We start from the raw sequence: 16,463 nt of genomic DNA, 5'->3' as shown, positions 1-16,463 counted from the left end.
AGTGCTTATTTGAGGTTCCCATGAGACAAGTATTAGCGAATTACACCGCCAGCATTTCTGAGCTAAAGAAAAACCCAACGGCTTTACTTAACGAATCTGGTGGCTCTGCTATTGCTATTTTAAACCATAATAAGCCAGCTGCTTACCTCGTCCCAGCTGAAGCCTATGAGCTTTTGATGGAGATGGTAGATGATATTGAACTGGCAAAACTTGTCGAAAACCGTCGTGCTGATTTATCAAAAGCGGTCGAAGTTAGTCTAGATGACTTATAAACTAAAATTCCTCCCTGCTGCACTAAAAGAGTGGCGCAAATTAGCACCACAAATTCAAACACAATTTAAAAAAAAGCTAGCGGAGCGACTAGAAAACCCGCATGTCCCTGCTTCAAAGCTACGCGGTTATGATTGCGTCTACAAAATAAAACTAAGAACCTCAGGCTATCGCCTAGCTTATGAAGTCATAGACGATGAAGTCGTCGTTTATGTGCTGGCAATTGGAAAACGAGACAAAGACGCAGTTTATAAAAAACTCGCCTCTCGGATTGATTGATTTTAATTCTTTCGCAAAAAAAGCCTAGACAAGCAAGCTAGACAAGCAAGCTAGACAACACTTTTCAAGTTACCGTAAATATTATTTATTTTTCAACAATCTATTGGCTTTATACTGGTATAACTAAGCATGCACTTGTTGTACACATACTATTTGGCTTGTTAAGAGGTCGAAATGACATCACCAAAAAATGGGCTGAAAGCCATCGCATTTATAGAGGCGCTAAAAGGCTTAATGTCTCTTATCGTAGGATTAGGAATCCATGTCTTAGCTGGCGAGAATTTACAAAAAATAGCTGAATCCATCGTCTCTCACGCTCATCTAAATCCTGCGAGCCATTTTCCAAGTATTTTCCTCCATGCTGCGAGTTCAATAACAGACAGCAATATGAGCCTGATTGCTTTGGGTGCCCTAGCTTATTCTCTGGTTCGATTCGTTGAAGCCTATGGTTTATGGAAAGCGTTTGTTTGGACTGAATGGTTTGCCTTGGTAAGTGGGGCAATCTATTTACCATTTGAGATCTATGAAATCATTTTTCATACACACATTTTGACTGTCTGCGTATTTTTGCTAAATGTCGTAGTGGTTTGCTACATGGCGAGTGTGCTTTACAGTAAACGAAAAAAAGACACATAATTGCTACACCCAGTAAAACCTCATAGAACTAGATTTGATATCTACCCTCCATTTCCAAGCAAATCATATTTACTTCCCCGTCTACTGTTACACCCAATATTACTTTTTTAATGCACCATTTTGTTTCACTCTCTCTACTTAGAACCTTACAAGCCTTATCACTCAAAACCTCATATTTAAATTTTCATTTATAAATTCAATCACTTAAAGAAATTTTCACTCTCCCATAAAATTATGGAACAAATGTTGCTAACTTACATTTATGTGAAACAAGCGGGTCTTTAATCCCTATTAATTGTATGGAGCATGTTTATGAAAGCGGCAAAGAAAACAGCAATCCGATTGACTCTTTTGGCCAGTCTCATTTCAAGCACTTCTGCCATGGCGGCAGATCAAGTGACGTTTCAATTAGATTGGCTACCAGGCGGTGATAAAGCGCCTGTTTATGTGGGTATTCAACAAGGTTTCTTTGCTGATGAAGACTTGGAAGTCAAGATTGCCAGCGGTCGTGGTTCTACCGATGCGTTGACTAAGATGGCAACGGGCCAATCTGATATTGGTAGTTCCGATATTGGTGCTTTGATGGCAGCGAAAGCACAAGCCGATGTACCTGTAGTCGCTGTCTTCCCATACTTCACACAAGCTCCTCATGCGTTCTTTGTGCTGAAAAGCAGCGGTATTAAATCCATTAAAGATTTGAAAGGCAAAAAGGTCGCGACTTCGCCTTTCACTTCATCAAATGCTTTCTTACCTTTGGTATTGAAACAAAATGGTTTGAGCGAAAACGATATTAAATTAGTGAAATCGGATCCAGGTGCCTTGGCTCCGATGATGATTACCGGCAGTACAGATGCCATTATTGCTTGGGTTACCAACACGGCACTTTATGACGCACAAGCAAAAGGCGCAGGCAAAGAGTTGATCGAAATGCCATGGTCGAATTCTGGTTTGTCACTTTATAGCTCATCTGTTTTAGCCTCTGAACGTTTTTTAGAAGAACGTCCAGATGTGGCAAAACGCTTTATCAAAGCCTTTGCCAAGTCCATTGAATTCACTTATGCAAATCCAGATCAAGCCGGTATCGACCTGCACGCTATGGTGCCTGAAGTGGATGCCAGTATTGTCTCTGCACAAATTAAGAGCATTTATAATTTGGTGTACAACGATGTCACGACAAAAGATGGCTTCGGTAATTTCACCGACGAACGCATTCAAAAAACTTGGGAATACGTGGCTGAAGCAAACGGTTTAAAAATGGATGCTATTGATCCCAAAAAAGCAGTAAACAGCAGCTTTAAGCCGGAGTAACCACATGGAAAACAAAAGCCATATGGAAAACAACAACGCTATGGAAGACAAAAGCGCCATTGAAGACAACGCTAAAGCAGCTTATGTCAGCATGAAAAACGTGGGTCATAAATACGATCCACGTCCAGAAACACCAATGGTAGTGCAAGGTATTAATCTCGACATCCACCGTCACGAGTTCGTGGCGGTGGTGGGACCTTCTGGGTGTGGTAAATCAACCCTATTGCGCATGGTGGCAGGGCTGCTGATTCCTTCTCATGGTGAAGTGTCTGTATTTAATTTGCCAGTCACAGAACCTCGTGATGACGTTGGCATAGTATTTCAAAAGGCCAATTTATTACCTTGGTTGACCGTGCGTAAAAACGTCTTGTTTCCGCTCAAACACAAATACGGCAGCTACTCCACCACAGATGAAAAACGCGCAAATGAACTACTTGAAATGGCGGGCTTAACCCAGTTTGCTGACAAGATGCCGGACGAGTTATCTGGTGGCATGCAACAACGTGTTGGCATTATTCGCGCACTGTTGCTTAACCCAGACATTCTTTTGATGGATGAACCCTTCTCGGCATTGGATGCGTTGACCCGTGAGCAAATCGGTTTTGATCTACTGGATATTTGGAAGAAAAATCCAAAAACAGTGTTGTTTATCACTCACTCCATTAGTGAAGCCGTGTTGCTATCGGATCGCATTTTGGTGATGAGCAAACGCCCCGGCACGGTTCTGGATTTGATCGAGGTGGACTTACCTCGCCCACGCTCGTCGAAAACCATTAACTCCCCTCGTTTTGCTGAGCTAACCGATTTAATTAGAGGCTATATTTATGAACCAAACGTACCAGCCTAAATCTTGGCTTGCACAGCAAGCAAATCGCTTCGCGCCTGGCTTGTTCTTTATCGGTCTTGTGCTGTTATGGGAATTAGTCTGTCGTTTTGGCAATGTGCCAAGCTACATACTGCCCTCACCATCGGCGATATTCATGGCGTTTTTTGATGTGGAATTTTCTCGCTGGCTAACGCATCTTTGGGCGACGTTACGCGTGGCTTTAATGGGTTTTGCCTTGTCTATCGTGATTGCTATTCCACTGTCGATTGGCATGATGCGCTCTGAGCTAATGAACCGAGTGCTTTATCCAGCCTTGATCGTGATTCAATCGACACCTGTGGTGGCGGTTGCACCTTTGATCATCGTACTGCTTGGTACAGACGATCCATCTCGCGTGCTGATCACTTGCTTGATCACCTTCTTCCCGCTTGTAGTATCAACGACGACGGGCATGTTGGAAACACCGCCTGAAATGATCGAACTAAGCCAATCTTTGCGTGCTCCGCGTTATCGTGAAACCTGGCAGATTCGCATTCCTTATGCGATCCCACACATTTTCAGTGGCCTTCGAGTCTCTATCACTTTAGCGATTATCGGTGCCGTAGTGGCGGAGTTCGTCGCAGCCGAAGAAGGGTTAGGCTATTTCATTCAATTCTCCACCTCTTTCTTTAAAATCCCCCAAGCTTTTGCAGGGCTGATCTTCTTGTCGGTTATTAGTTTGTTGTTATTTAAATCGATACAGTGGATTCAGGCGTGGTTTTTTCCGTGGAGCCTTCCTAAGAAGAAATAGTTTGCGATTATTGTGCTGTTAAATACCGTATTGAAGACTGGGAATGAATATGAAGCTTAATACAAAAGACACCGAATTTTTACGCCAAAGCTTTGCCCTTGCAGATGAAGCCAAACAACAAGGCATCCACCCGTTTGCGGCGATCTTGGTCGACAATGAAGACAATGTGCTGATGACACAAGTGAACGGCTATTTGCCAGATTTCGATATGACTGGGCACGCAGAGCGCAAGTTAATGACGCGCGCTAGCAAAGCCTATCGTCCTGACTTTCTGGCGAAATGCACCATGTATGTTTCCGCCGAGCCTTGTGCCATGTGTGCAGGTTCTGCCTATTGGGCAGGATTAGGACGCCTTGTGTATGGATTAAGTGAAGACAGCTTGAAACAGATCACCGGGAATCACCCAGAAAACCCAACCTTGGCTTTGCCTTGTCGTACCGTGTTTGAATCGGGACAACGACAAGTGGAAGTAATTGGGCCTTGCCTTGAAGAAGAGGCAGCGAAATTGCATGAGGGTGTTTGGTAACACTAAATAATCGGAGTAGAAGCAGTCAGACGCGTTCTATTATTCTGTTACTCTATTAAAAGAGTAAGAGTAAGAGTGCGTTCGGTCATTGCTCCATTTTCCACTAGGCAAAAACGCCTAGTTATTTTAAACCTAGGAGAATGGGAGAAAACCATGACTAATTCATATTCACTTGAAGAACTACAACGCGAAACCACGTTTGGCGGTGCAGGCGAAGACACCAACGAACGAGAAATTCGCATCATCGACATGAGCGATTTTGAAAATCGCAGAGAAGAAATCACTGAGCAACTTTGGCTTGCGGCCACCGAGATTGGTTTTTTCCAATTAAGTAACCACGGCATTGATCCACAAGAAATCAAAGCCGCATTCAAAGAATCCGAGCGTTTTTTTAATCTTCCAGAAAGCATTAAAGGAAAATACCCACGACCAAAAAGCGTCAATGCGGGCTGGGAAAGCCGTAGCCAAATACGCCCTTCTACTGGCACCAAAGATCAAAAAGAGTCTTATCAGATTACCCAATACCACATGGATAATTTGTGGCCGAGCGAAGATGAGTTACCAAACTTTCAAGCCAATACGCTGCATTTTGAAAAACAATGTTGGGAAGTGGGCATGAAGGTATTGTCTTGCTTTGCCGACAAGCTAGGTTTTGATCGAGACTTCTTTAGCAAAGCACACGATCCTCGCCAGCCAGACTACCAAAGTACCTTACGCTTGTTGCATTATTACGCCACAGAAGGTGTCACCGAACAGGGTAATATTTGGCGTGCTGGCGCGCATACGGATTTCGATTGTTTAACCTTATTATTTCAACACGAAGGCCACGGCGGTTTACAAGTTTGCCCGGGTGCGGAAGCTGAAACTCAACGTTGGACAAGCATTCCGCCCCTTGGCGGCGTGATCACCTGCAACATCGGCGATATGCTCATGCGCTGGAGCGACGACCAACTTAAATCCAACCTGCACCGAGTACGTCAACCACGTGTCGACGAATACTGTGGCAGTCGTCATTCCATTGCCTTCTTTTGCCAAGCCAATAAAACGCAGATCATCGAAGGCCCAGCCAAACGCTACCACCCCATCAGTGCGGCAGACTTTTTGACCCAACGTATTCAGGCTAATTTTGTAGATAAATAATCTTTCATACTACACAAAGAAAACCGCCATCGATTATTACAAAACGATGGCGGTTTTTTATGCCTCACTCAATATAAAATTAACCTTTAAGGCATCAATTAGTAAACAAAAAAGCTTACCTTACATTTTACTTAGTAAACATTTTTGATTACTCTATATTCAGTTCATCAGCACGGAGGCAAGATGAAGCAAAGTGAATTCAGACGATATTTGGAAAAAATGGGCGTAGAGGTCAAACAAGGTACCAACCATTTAAAACTTTATTACAAAGGTAAGCGATCTGTTATGCCAAGACATCCAAGTAAAGAAATAGCCGAAGGCACAAGAAAAGCAATTCTCAAACAACTAGGAATAGACGATTGAAACCAATCTTAAAGGTACTCTTTCCAACAGCTGGAGAAGAATATGAAATACCCAGTCATTATTAAAAAAGACGGAAATGGCTACAGCGTCAGCTTTCCAGATATCCCTGAGGCGCTAACCTGTGCAGACACCTACGAAGAAGCATTAGCCGAAGCTGCAGACGCCTTGGTTACAGCTTTTGAGTTCTATTTTGAAGATGAGCGCTCAGTTCCCTTACCATCTAAAGTAAAAGGCGAATCTGTCAGTGTACCGCTAAGTATTTGGAGCAAAGTCCTGTTGCTGAATACCATGCTTGAAAAGCATGTATCACAAGCAGAACTGGCAAAACGTATTGGTAAAAAGAAGCAAGAAATGCAACGTATTATCAACCTTGGCCATAATACAAAAATCGATACGTTAGTCTCTGCCTTAGAGGCACTAGGAAAAAAAATCAGCTTCTCTGTTGTTTAAACTTATTGTTTATCCAAAGAAAAAATAGAAAGATAAACAACAAACCGCCATCGATTAATACAAACCGATGGCGTTTTCTATCTTAACAACTCAGAACGATTTTAGAGGTCCGCTAATCTAAAACTTGCAATCTTATGCACTTCACTCATGGCTCGGTCAAACTCTGTTTGCCAGTCATTGGGCGTTCTGGCTTCAAACCCTGCAAGTATCTGATCCTTGGTAGCGCCTTTCACAGCCATAATGAAGGGAAAACCAAACTTCTCTCGATAGGTATCGTTCAGCTGTAGAAAATGCGCTAGCTCTTCTTCAGAGCATTGATCCAGCCCTGCTCCTGACTGTTCTGAGGTTGACGCATGAGTGAGTTCACCCGCTAAAGCCGCTTTGCCTGCTAAATCTGGATGAGCGCGAAGCAGTATGAGTTTTTGTTCGTCAGTACTTTGCTCTACGATGTCAGCCATGGTGTCTTTGATTTTGTCGATACTGTCGAAATACTCACTTGGATGCTCGACTTTTTGTCGCCATAATTCTTCTGCAACCCAAGTGGAATGCTCATAAATACTGCTAAATAAAGCGATAAAATCCACTTCTTCCATTTGACTAATCGCAGCTAACGGGTCTTGCATAATAGGACTCCAAATTCTGACGGCTCTAAAAAATTCTTATAAAAAAGATCTGTATGAATAACAAAATACGCTATACAGAAACACATGGCACAAATATTGATCTCTATGAAACAATATTTTCAGATCCATTTCACTTATAAAGACGCTTACTGCAAAAATCAGGCAAGCTTTCACATTAGATTGAGGTAAAACAATGGGATACTTAACCACTCACATTTTAGATACAACAAAAGGCGTTGCTGCGGCTGGCGTAAAAATACATCTTTACCAGCATTCTGCAGACGGCCAACGACAGCTTATTCATAGCACTGTGTCCAATAACGATGGCCGCTGTGATCAACCCTTGCTGCAAGCTGATAGCTTCTCTGTGGGTGTGTACGAACTAGAGTTTGGCATTGACGAGTACTTCGCTGACTCTCTCGAAGACTCAGACAATAACAAACCTACCGCTCCTAGTTTCTTAAACACGGTCATCATTCGCTTCGGCATCAATGATGAAAACGCCCATTATCACATTCCACTGCTTGTCTCGCCTTATTCTTACAGCACTTATCGTGGCAGCTAGTCTTATGTAATTAGGCTTCAGCCCAAGGCTTAATGAGCCAGAATGAAGCAAATATTACAAAATCCGCACCAAGATAAATCATTTTCTGCCCTGTTGGTCAAAGAAGAAAATAAGCCTCTTTCTTCTTTGACCTATCACCACTGATTACGTATCGCCCTAAAACAAAGGTTTCACACACTAAAATATAGGTTCATTTGTTTCATGGCATATTTATTGCCATTTACTCCTTTAACAAGAAATTAAAAGTTCGCTAAGACAACGCGAAAACGAGCGATAGATTAAAGGGGAATCATATGAAAGCACTTATTATAGGCGCTGGTATCGGTGGCATGTCAGCGGCAGCAGCATTAAAACAACAAGGCATCGAATGCGATATTTTTGAAGCGGTAAAAGAAATCAAACCTGTTGGTGCCGCGCTCTCTATTTGGTCTAACGGCGTAAAATGCATGAACCATTTAGGTATGGGCAGCATTATGGACAAACTCGGCGGCCCGATGCACAACATGGCGTACCACGACGGTATAACCGGAAGCGTGATGACGCAGTTCAGTCTTGCCCCATTAGTTGACGCTGTTGGCGAACGCCCTTGCCCTGTATCTAGAGCAGACCTACAAAGCCAAATGATCGATTGGTGGGGACGTGATAAAGTTCAGTTTGGCAAACGCATTGAGAAAGTCGAGCAAAGTGACACAGGTGTAACCGCGTATTTTACCGATGGTACCAGTGCTGTAGGTGATTTTATGATTGCGGCCGACGGCACACATTCTGCCGTACGTGCTGATGTCATTGGTTATCAAACCGAGCGCCGCTACGCTAATTATGTAAACTGGAATGGCTTGGTAGAAATCGATGAAAGTATTGCCCCTGCCAATCAATGGACAACCTTTGTTGGCGAAGGCAAACGCGTTTCTATTATGCCTATTGCCGACGGTCGTTTTTACTTCTTCTTTGATGTGCCATTACCAAAAGGCCTAGCAGAAGATAGAACAACAGTGATTGCCGATCTAACGGGTTATTTTGCAGGTTGGGCTGAACCCGTTCAAAAACTGATTGCAGCCATTGATCCTGAAACCACCAACCGCATCGAAATTCATGACATAGAACCATTCGATACCTTGGTAAAAGGCAATATTGCCCTACTCGGCGATGCTGCCCACAGTACAACTCCAGACATAGGCCAAGGCGGATGCTCTGCACTGGAAGATGCTGTTGTTCTCGGACAGTGCTTTGCTGATCAATTTAAAGAGAAAGGCAAAACCGTTTCAGGTGTTATCGCTGCATTGAAAAACTACGAAGAAGCTCGTCGCTTCCGCGTCAAAGATCTTGTACTAAAAGCTCGTAAACGTTGTGATGTTACCCATGGTAAAGACATGCAAGAAACCCAAGCTTGGTACGACGAACTAAGACATGAAACAGGCGAAAACATTATTGCAGGATTGCGTACTACTATTATTGGTGGACCGTTGGCTTAATTCAAAAAACTCTTTAGAAATCACTAAAAAACATTTAAAAAAGCTATTTAAAACTAAAGGTTGATGATCGTTTTCTTGTATTAATAAAGCGATCATCACTTACTTTTAGTAACAATTAATCAACAACTAAAACTTGATAAGAATCATAAATCTCGATATAAAGTCACCTTCAACTGGAGATGACGATGAGTAAAAAGTTCTTATTGCTAACCCCCGAAGATGGAGCAGATGTTCTAAAAAGCCTAGCAGCGCCTGCACGATTGGCAATATTGTCCTTGTTACATGAAAAAGGGCCGATGAATGTCAATGACATTGCAGACCTTCTCGAACTGCCCCAATCATCAACTTCCAGTCATATTAATTCCCTCGAAAGTGCCGGTTTAATTACCACCGAAAGCCAAAAAGGCCGTAAAGGCAGCCAGAAAATTTGCCGTGCAACACACGAAGAAATCGTCTTATCTTTCTGTAACACCAAACAAAATCAAAACAACGTCATCGAAGTCGCTATGCCTGTGGGCCTATATTCTGAGTTTGATGTGATGGCGCCTTGTGGTTTGTGTTCGGAATCTGGCATTGTTGGCTTCTTAGACAGTCCAGATACTTATCTTTCTCCTGATCGTATGCGTGCCAGTTTGTTGTGGTTTACCAAAGGCTATGTGGAATATCAGTTCCCCAACAATGCTCGTATTGCAGGTCAGACAGTGAAAGAGCTAGAGCTGGTGATGGAGCTGTCATCCGAAGTGCCTGGCACGTCAGAAAATTGGCCTTCTGATATTCATATCTCTATCAACGGCAAAAAGGCTGCGATCTGGACTGCTCCCGGCGATTACGGCGATCGTCGTGGTAAACATACTCCCGATTGGTGGAAGCTTGCTGGCAGCCAATACGGCCATTTAAAAAGCTTTCGTGTCACAAAAGATGGCACTTACGTCGATGGTGTACGGGTTTCTGATATCTCTTTGAAAGATCTTGCACTGGAAGACCATAGATCCATTCGTGTGCGAATCTCTGTTCCCGATGATGCTGAACACCCTGGCGGCATCAATATTTTTGGCAAGCAATTTGGCAATTACGACCAAGATATTGTATTACGCCTTCAATCTTAATCTCACACAGCATCTTATTTTCTGATGTAAATACCAGTAAGCCTGCTCTAATAAATCAAAATTTAAAAAATCTATAAATTTCATTATCTTAGTAACTTTCCAAATACCTACCCCTTTCTTTTTTCGTTACAAATCACACTTATACATACCAATTTTGGTATTTGGTTGCACAAAAAATAAACGTCTTATTGATTGACCTTAGGTCAAACATGCTTTTAATATCCACTTATCAGATAAGAAACAAAAATTCAGATACTTAATATATCTTAATATCCTACAAAAATAAGAAAGGAGTAAGCATGCGCGCTAACGTAACCGCACATAAAGATTATGTGATTGCCAAAATAGACCCTCGCCTTTATGGCTCTTTCATCGAGCATTTAGGACGCGCTGTTTACAGCGGTATCTACGAACCAGGTCATGCAACTGCTGATGAACATGGTTTCCGTCAAGATGTTATCGAACTCATCAAAGATATCGATGTTCCCGTTACTCGCTACCCCGGTGGTAACTTCGTTTCTGCTTATAACTGGGAAGATGGCATTGGGCCAAAAGAAGATCGCCCAACTCGCCTAGATCTTGCTTGGCACACATCAGAAAGTAATGAAATTGGTATTCATGAATTCGCTGAATGGGCAGAACAAGCCGGTACAGAAATGATGCTAGCGGTGAATCTTGGCTCACGAGGTTTAGACGAAGCGCGTGCTTTTCTTGAATATGTGAACCACCCTGGCGGCTCATATTGGTCTGACCTTCGCAAGCAAAACGGCCGTGAAGAACCTTGGGACGTTAAGCTTTGGTGTCTGGGTAATGAAATGGATGGACCTTGGCAAATCGGACAAAAAACCGCCGCTGAATATGGTCGAGTAGCATTTGAAACCGCGAAAGCCATGCGCGCTTTCGATAAAAATATCGAGTTAGTCGTATGTGGTTCTTCTTCCCCTAAAATGCCAACTTACCCTGAATGGGAAAGCACAGTACTAGATTATACCTACGACACAGTCGACTACATTTCACTGCATATGTATTTCGATAATCACGAAAAAAACACCGCCAATTATTTAGCCAAAGCCAGCTTACTTGATAACTATATCGACACCATCGCGGCGGTAATTAAAGCCACTAAAGCTAAAAAACGCTCCAAACACGATGTGTATATTTCCTTCGATGAATGGAACGTCTGGTATCACTCCAATGAACAAGACAAAAAAATTCTCGGTGGCAATGACGGTTGGCCACATGCTCCAGCTTTGTTAGAAGACATTTATGACTTTGCCGATACGCTACAAGTTGGCTGTATTCTGAACACCTTTATTCGCCATAGTGATGTGGTCAAAATTGGCTGTTTGGCGCAATTGGTCAACGTTATCGCGCCGATTATGACAGTCAAAGACGGTCCAGCGTGGCGTCAGTCGACTTACTATCCATATTTGTATGCGTCCCAATACGGCCGCGGCACAGCACTCAATCTTGCGGTGCAATGCCAAGGCTACGATACAGAGTTCGCCAGTAATGTTTCCTATCTGGATATTTCTGCCGTGGAATCCGATAAAGATGGCGCACTAACTTTCTTTATTGTTAACCGTCACCCAGACGAAAGCATTGAATTGGATCTGTCTCTGCAAGGATTTACACATCAGAAAGTCATTATGGATAAAGTCATGGCGGGCCATGCACTTGACGCAAAAAATGGTCCAGATGCAGAGCAAGTAGCACCAAAAGATGGCCAAGGCGCAGCAGTCAAACAGCAACAATTAACGGCAAGCATTGCTCCTATGAGCTATCGCATGATTCGACTTGGGGTGTAATACCCCAAGATTTTCCGTTTAAAACTTGCTGAGAGAGGAAACCATGTCCGCATCTATCTCTATAAAAAATATAACAAAGCGATATGACAGCGTTACCGTATTAGACGACATCAACTTACACATCGAAGACGGTGAATTTGTTGTATTCCTTGGCCCTTCTGGCTGCGGAAAATCCACCTTATTGCGCATGATTGCGGGGCTGGAATCCATTACAGAAGGTTCTATCGATATTGGCGAAAAACGCATTGATACCTTGCCTCCAGGTCAACGTGGCGTCGCCATGGTATTTCAATCCTATGCGCTCTACCCTCACATGACGACTCGCCAAAACATGGCGTTTGGCCTAGAGAACGTCAAAGTCGCCCAAGACGAAATTGATCGTCGTGTTAATGATGCGGCGAAAATTCTCGAAATAGATCACTTGCTGGATCGTAAACCAGGACGACTTTCTGGTGGCCAGCGTCAGCGCGTCGCGATAGGTCGCGCCATTGTCAAAGAACCTAAAGCCTTCCTATTTGATGAGCCACTATCCAATTTAGACGCAGCGTTACGCGGCAGAACACGATTGGAACTGGCGCAACTCCACCAGCGCCTTGGCTCAACCATGATCTTCGTGACTCACGACCAAGTGGAGGCCATGACACTGGCGGATCGCATTGTCATCATGCACAACCAAAAAATCGAACAAATCGGCACACCCATGGAGATTTACCAATATCCGGCGAGTCGTTTTGTCGCGGAGTTTGTTGGCTCTCCGCCAATGTCTATGTTGCCGATTAATAGTATTGAAAATACGCCTGATGGTGTGACGGTCGAAGTCAGCGGTGCTGGCAAAGTCGTTACTGCGATTGTCCTTCCACCAGAGTTCAACGCCACAAATGCGGTTATCGGTATTCGAGCGGAAGACACCGCGGTGGTTGCCGCTGAAGAAGATGGCCTTGATCTGACCATAAAAGTGATTGAGCGTCTCGGTGATCGTACGCTTCTTTACGGTATTTTAATCGATGGCACAGATCTTATCGTCGAAGATTCAGGACGCTCAAAAGTAAAAGCTGGCGATACGGTACGCGTGTCAATTTCGCCACAGGCGGCGCATATTTTTGACGGTGATGGCCTTGCTTATCACAGTCAAATGGAGGTGTAAGATGGCAGAAAGTTATCGTCGTTCCCGTTGGACGAATGGTCTATTTGTTGTCCCGTATCTCAGTGTTTTTTTAACCTTGTTGGTATTTCCTCTTGGCTGGGGAATTTGGCTGTCGCTCAATAAAGTCGATCTTTTTGGTGGCGAGCGCTTCGTCGGCTTAAAAAACTATGCACGAGTATTAAGCGACCCAATTTTTGGTCAAGCGGTAAAAAACACTCTAATTTTCGTCGGAGTGTCTGTTCCTACCTTGGTCATTCTTGGGTTGTTTCTAGCGTTAGCTTTGAATAAAACCAGCAAAGGGTCGTCTTTCTTGAGAGGTTTGTTTTTTGCCTCTTCTATTTTGTCCGTCACCATAGTGACGCTCATTTGGCGAATCGTCTTCATTCCCAATGACGGTTTAATGTCGTTAATTTTTGAGTTTTTCGGCTGGCAACCAATTGGCTTTCTTTCAACTACAGGATGGTCGTTGTTTTCAGTGGGGGTAGCAACCGTTTGGTGGTGTATTGGTTTACCCATGATGCTTTTCTTAGCTGCCTTACAACAGATACCGAAAGACCTTTATGAAGCAGCAGCGTTAGATAACGCTTCCCGCTGGCGAGTGCTCACTCGTATCACTCTGCCATCCATTAAGTCCACTATTATGTTGGTTGCCATTATTCAAGTGGTGATGCAATTTCAGTTGTTTGGTCAGGCACAGTTGATGACCAATGGTGGTCCAGCTGGGTCATCTCGCCCTATTGTGATGTACATCTATGAAGTGGGTTTCTTACGTTGGGATATTGGTCTGGGCGCGGCTGCGTCGCAAATCCTGTTCTTAATTATTCTGTGTGCCGCCATGCTTCAGTATTGGGTCAGCACTCGTAAAGAGGAGGTAGACGCATGAAAGCATTCAACTATTCGCCTGAGCATTTGACCTCTAACCGTCAGCTATTTTGGATAGCTGCAGTGCTTGGTGTCATCATGATGGCGCCAGTGGCATGGATAATAGGGTTATCTCTGAAAGACAATGCTGAATTGCTCAGAGGTACGGAAGCTGTCTTTTCATTCCCGTATACCTTATTGAATTACGCCAACATCCTTGAATCTTCCAGCGTTTTCGGCTGGTTTATGAATTCTATGATAGTGGCAGTCGGTCAAACCGTCGGTGTGTTACTGCTTTCTTCGTTAGCAGGTTACGCATTTGCAAGGCTGGAGTTCCCGTTCCGTAAGACGCTATTCATCATTGTGTTGTTTGGTTTAGCGGTACCAGAACAGGCGGTAATTATTGCTCGTCACCAGATGTTTAATTGGTTTGATCTGCATAACACCCATATCGGCTTAATATTACCCAACTTGTCATCAGCGTTTGGCGTTTTCTTAATGACACAATTCTTTCGGGCCATCCCAAAAGAAATTGATGAAGCTGCCATGTTGGATAACGCCTCGACTTTTCGTATTTTTTGGAAAGTATTGCTACCGCTGACGTTACCCGCGCAAGCGACCTTGGGCATCTTCACTTTCTTGCAAGCTTGGAATGATTATTGGTGGCCGCTTATATCCGCGACCAAATCCGACATGTACACACTCACCATAGGCATAGCTTCGTCACAAACGAACTTTGCGCAATCAGAAGGGCTAGGCTTTTTGGGCGCACAAGCTGTGTTTGCCTCGTTACCCGTGGTGATCGTCTACATCTTTTTTCAACGCCATATAGTTACCGCGGTATCAGGAGGAGCCGTGAAATAGCAATCGTCATATTGACTAAGAAATTGAAATGAAAAGTGATTTAAGAAAAATTGAAAGTGAAATAGGACTACAACAATAACAACGACCTAGGAGAATCAATAATGAAAAAGCTACTTCTCGGAACAACAGCAATTGGATTATTGGCGTTATCACCATTGGCTAATGCCAACACAACCATTGAATTACAGCGTTTTTTTGGTGCCTGCGAAGCGGAATACGGCAAGACAACTGATGTATCTGCTGCCGTTGGCGAATGCGGCATCATTACTACACTCGTCAATAAGTTCGCAGCTGAAAATCCAGACATAAACGTAAAAGTCAGCACGGTAGAATGGCCTGGATACGACCAGCTTAATGCCCAATTGGCATCTCGATCTGCTCCAGATGTGGTATCTATGCACTACTCGGCCATGTCAGATTATCAATCCCGTGGCCTTTTAGTTCCACTTGATAAGCTACTAAAAGACCAAAGCATTAAAGCCACCGATTTTACCGATGCAGCCATTACCAGTGTTACTAAAGAAGGTAAAATATACGCTTTACCCTTCGATAACTGGACAATGCTATTCCACGTTAATAACAACTTAATGAAAAAAGCCGGCCTAATGAAAGCAGATGGCAACCCTATTTTACCAACCAACCGTGATGAGCTTTTTTCGCAGGGCAAGCAGTTTAAAGACGCCACAGGTAAGCCTTATTTGGTGCAAGTACTAGCAAATGAAACAGCCACTTATGCGCGTATTTTTTATACCCTAATGATGCAGCAGAACAGTAAATTCTTTGATGATCCAAGCCATATTGATTTAAGCGGTCAAGACGCTAAAGCCGCACTTACCTTTATGAAAGATATCGTAGATCAAGGGCTTAGCACCAAAAACTTGGACTACCCAGCAGCTGTATCAGCTTTTTCCAATGGTGATGGCGGTATTGCGGTTAACGGAACATGGTTAATTGGCTCCTATGACGCTCAGTCTAAAGAGTCCAATAACGCTTTATCAAACGGTTATAGCGTCTTTCCTGTCCCACAATTTTTTAAACAAAAAGACGTAACCTATACAGATGGGCATGGCTGGGTTGTTCCGCGTGGTGACCGTAGCGATGAAAAAATGGCCGCCATTGGCAAGTTATTTAAATTTTTCTATGACAACAACTATGAATGGTCTCGAACCGGACATTTGCCAACTGTGAAAAAAGTGATTGCCAGCAACGAATTCAAATCCTTACCTCACCGTAGTGATATTGCTAAAATCGCCAAAACAGGACAAGCCTTACCTTCGGCAGTGTTACGTCAATTTGCCATTCAAGACATCATTGGTGAAGAGTTGAGTTCTGCCATTAGCGGCAACAAATCGATAGACGATGCACTAAAAACAGCGCAATATCGAGTTAACGACTTATTAGAAAATATCTAATCTATCTATATTTCTATACT

General features: G+C 43.4%; 19 protein-coding genes. 18 read left to right on the top strand and 1 reads right to left on the bottom strand.

The window, feature by feature from the left end:
- Nucleotides 1-20 precede the first annotated feature (20 nt).
- The 10 genes from CCS02_RS06090 (at nucleotide 21) to CCS02_RS06045 (ending at nucleotide 6,588) form a co-directional block, all read left to right on the top strand.
- Nucleotides 21-272: a type II toxin-antitoxin system Phd/YefM family antitoxin gene (locus tag CCS02_RS06090; protein ID WP_072840500.1), complete on the top strand. Its 252-nt coding sequence runs from the start codon at nucleotides 21-23 to the stop codon at nucleotides 270-272.
- Nucleotides 262-549, top strand: a complete 288-nt coding sequence (locus CCS02_RS06085) for a type II toxin-antitoxin system RelE family toxin (protein ID WP_100185618.1) — start codon at nucleotides 262-264, stop codon at nucleotides 547-549. The genes CCS02_RS06090 and CCS02_RS06085 overlap by 11 nt, the downstream gene beginning before the upstream one ends.
- Before the next feature lie 174 nt (nucleotides 550-723).
- Nucleotides 724-1,185: a DUF2127 domain-containing protein gene (locus tag CCS02_RS06080; protein WP_100636104.1), complete on the top strand. Its 462-nt coding sequence runs from the start codon at nucleotides 724-726 to the stop codon at nucleotides 1,183-1,185.
- A gap of 312 nt (nucleotides 1,186-1,497) precedes the next feature.
- Nucleotides 1,498-2,493, top strand: a complete 996-nt coding sequence (locus tag CCS02_RS06075) for an ABC transporter substrate-binding protein (RefSeq protein ID WP_100636103.1) — start codon at nucleotides 1,498-1,500, stop codon at nucleotides 2,491-2,493.
- Nucleotides 2,494-2,497: 4 nt separating this feature from the next.
- The gene (locus CCS02_RS06070) at nucleotides 2,498-3,340 is read left to right on the top strand and encodes an ABC transporter ATP-binding protein (RefSeq protein ID WP_232728831.1); all 843 of its coding nucleotides are present in this window, start codon (nucleotides 2,498-2,500) and stop codon (nucleotides 3,338-3,340) included.
- A complete protein-coding gene (locus CCS02_RS06065; RefSeq protein WP_100636102.1) occupies nucleotides 3,318-4,109 on the top strand; it encodes an ABC transporter permease in 792 nt (263 codons plus the stop codon). Before CCS02_RS06070 ends, CCS02_RS06065 begins: the two co-directional genes overlap by 23 nt.
- A gap of 49 nt (nucleotides 4,110-4,158) precedes the next feature.
- Nucleotides 4,159-4,635 carry a nucleoside deaminase gene (locus CCS02_RS06060; RefSeq protein ID WP_100636101.1) on the top strand — a complete coding sequence of 159 codons (477 nt, stop codon included), beginning with the start codon at nucleotides 4,159-4,161 and terminating at the stop codon, nucleotides 4,633-4,635.
- 153 nt (nucleotides 4,636-4,788) lie between these two features.
- Complete coding sequence (locus tag CCS02_RS06055; RefSeq protein WP_100636100.1) at nucleotides 4,789-5,775, top strand: isopenicillin N synthase family dioxygenase; 987 nt, start codon at nucleotides 4,789-4,791, stop codon at nucleotides 5,773-5,775.
- A gap of 183 nt (nucleotides 5,776-5,958) precedes the next feature.
- Nucleotides 5,959-6,138 carry a type II toxin-antitoxin system HicA family toxin gene (locus CCS02_RS06050; RefSeq protein ID WP_012070395.1) on the top strand — a complete coding sequence of 60 codons (180 nt, stop codon included), beginning with the start codon at nucleotides 5,959-5,961 and terminating at the stop codon, nucleotides 6,136-6,138.
- A gap of 42 nt (nucleotides 6,139-6,180) precedes the next feature.
- On the top strand, nucleotides 6,181-6,588 hold the full coding sequence (locus CCS02_RS06045; protein ID WP_100636099.1) for a type II toxin-antitoxin system HicB family antitoxin: 408 nt from the start codon (nucleotides 6,181-6,183) through the stop codon (nucleotides 6,586-6,588).
- Nucleotides 6,589-6,689: 101 nt separating this feature from the next.
- Here CCS02_RS06045 and uraD read toward each other — a convergent pair whose 3' ends face one another.
- Nucleotides 6,690-7,211, bottom strand: a complete 522-nt coding sequence (gene uraD, locus CCS02_RS06040; RefSeq protein ID WP_100185625.1) for a 2-oxo-4-hydroxy-4-carboxy-5-ureidoimidazoline decarboxylase — start codon at nucleotides 7,209-7,211, stop codon at nucleotides 6,690-6,692.
- Nucleotides 7,212-7,404: 193 nt separating this feature from the next.
- Here uraD and uraH point away from each other — a divergent pair, with 193 nt between their 5' ends.
- The 8 genes from uraH to CCS02_RS06000 all read left to right on the top strand — a co-directional run bounded on the left by uraH (nucleotide 7,405) and on the right by CCS02_RS06000 (nucleotide 16,443).
- The gene (gene uraH / locus CCS02_RS06035; protein WP_072840491.1) at nucleotides 7,405-7,776 is read left to right on the top strand and encodes a hydroxyisourate hydrolase; all 372 of its coding nucleotides are present in this window, start codon (nucleotides 7,405-7,407) and stop codon (nucleotides 7,774-7,776) included.
- A 293-nt stretch (nucleotides 7,777-8,069) separates the two neighbouring features.
- Entirely contained in the window at nucleotides 8,070-9,248 is a 1,179-nt protein-coding gene (gene hpxO / locus CCS02_RS06030; protein WP_100636098.1) for an FAD-dependent urate hydroxylase HpxO, read from the top strand.
- Between the two features lie 185 nt (nucleotides 9,249-9,433).
- Complete coding sequence (locus tag CCS02_RS06025) at nucleotides 9,434-10,354, top strand: ArsR/SmtB family transcription factor (RefSeq protein ID WP_100636097.1); 921 nt, start codon at nucleotides 9,434-9,436, stop codon at nucleotides 10,352-10,354.
- A 299-nt stretch (nucleotides 10,355-10,653) separates the two neighbouring features.
- Nucleotides 10,654-12,162 carry an arabinosylfuranosidase ArfA gene (arfA, locus tag CCS02_RS06020; RefSeq protein ID WP_100636096.1) on the top strand — a complete coding sequence of 503 codons (1,509 nt, stop codon included), beginning with the start codon at nucleotides 10,654-10,656 and terminating at the stop codon, nucleotides 12,160-12,162.
- Nucleotides 12,163-12,205: 43 nt separating this feature from the next.
- Entirely contained in the window at nucleotides 12,206-13,306 is a 1,101-nt protein-coding gene (locus CCS02_RS06015) for an ABC transporter ATP-binding protein (RefSeq protein ID WP_072840487.1), read from the top strand.
- A 1-nt stretch (nucleotide 13,307) separates the two neighbouring features.
- Nucleotides 13,308-14,189: a carbohydrate ABC transporter permease gene (locus CCS02_RS06010; protein ID WP_100636095.1), complete on the top strand. Its 882-nt coding sequence runs from the start codon at nucleotides 13,308-13,310 to the stop codon at nucleotides 14,187-14,189.
- Nucleotides 14,186-15,031 carry a carbohydrate ABC transporter permease gene (locus CCS02_RS06005; protein WP_072840485.1) on the top strand — a complete coding sequence of 282 codons (846 nt, stop codon included), beginning with the start codon at nucleotides 14,186-14,188 and terminating at the stop codon, nucleotides 15,029-15,031. Before CCS02_RS06010 ends, CCS02_RS06005 begins: the two co-directional genes overlap by 4 nt.
- A gap of 101 nt (nucleotides 15,032-15,132) precedes the next feature.
- Nucleotides 15,133-16,443, top strand: coding sequence for an extracellular solute-binding protein (locus CCS02_RS06000; RefSeq protein ID WP_100636094.1), 1,311 nt, complete (start codon nucleotides 15,133-15,135; stop codon nucleotides 16,441-16,443).
- Nucleotides 16,444-16,463 lie beyond the last annotated feature (20 nt).

The sequence above is a fragment of the Marinomonas sp. ef1 genome (genome assembly GCF_002806845.1).
GTDB lineage: Bacteria > Pseudomonadota > Gammaproteobacteria > Pseudomonadales > Marinomonadaceae > Marinomonas > Marinomonas polaris.
This window is presented reverse-complemented; position numbering and strand designations above follow the sequence as displayed.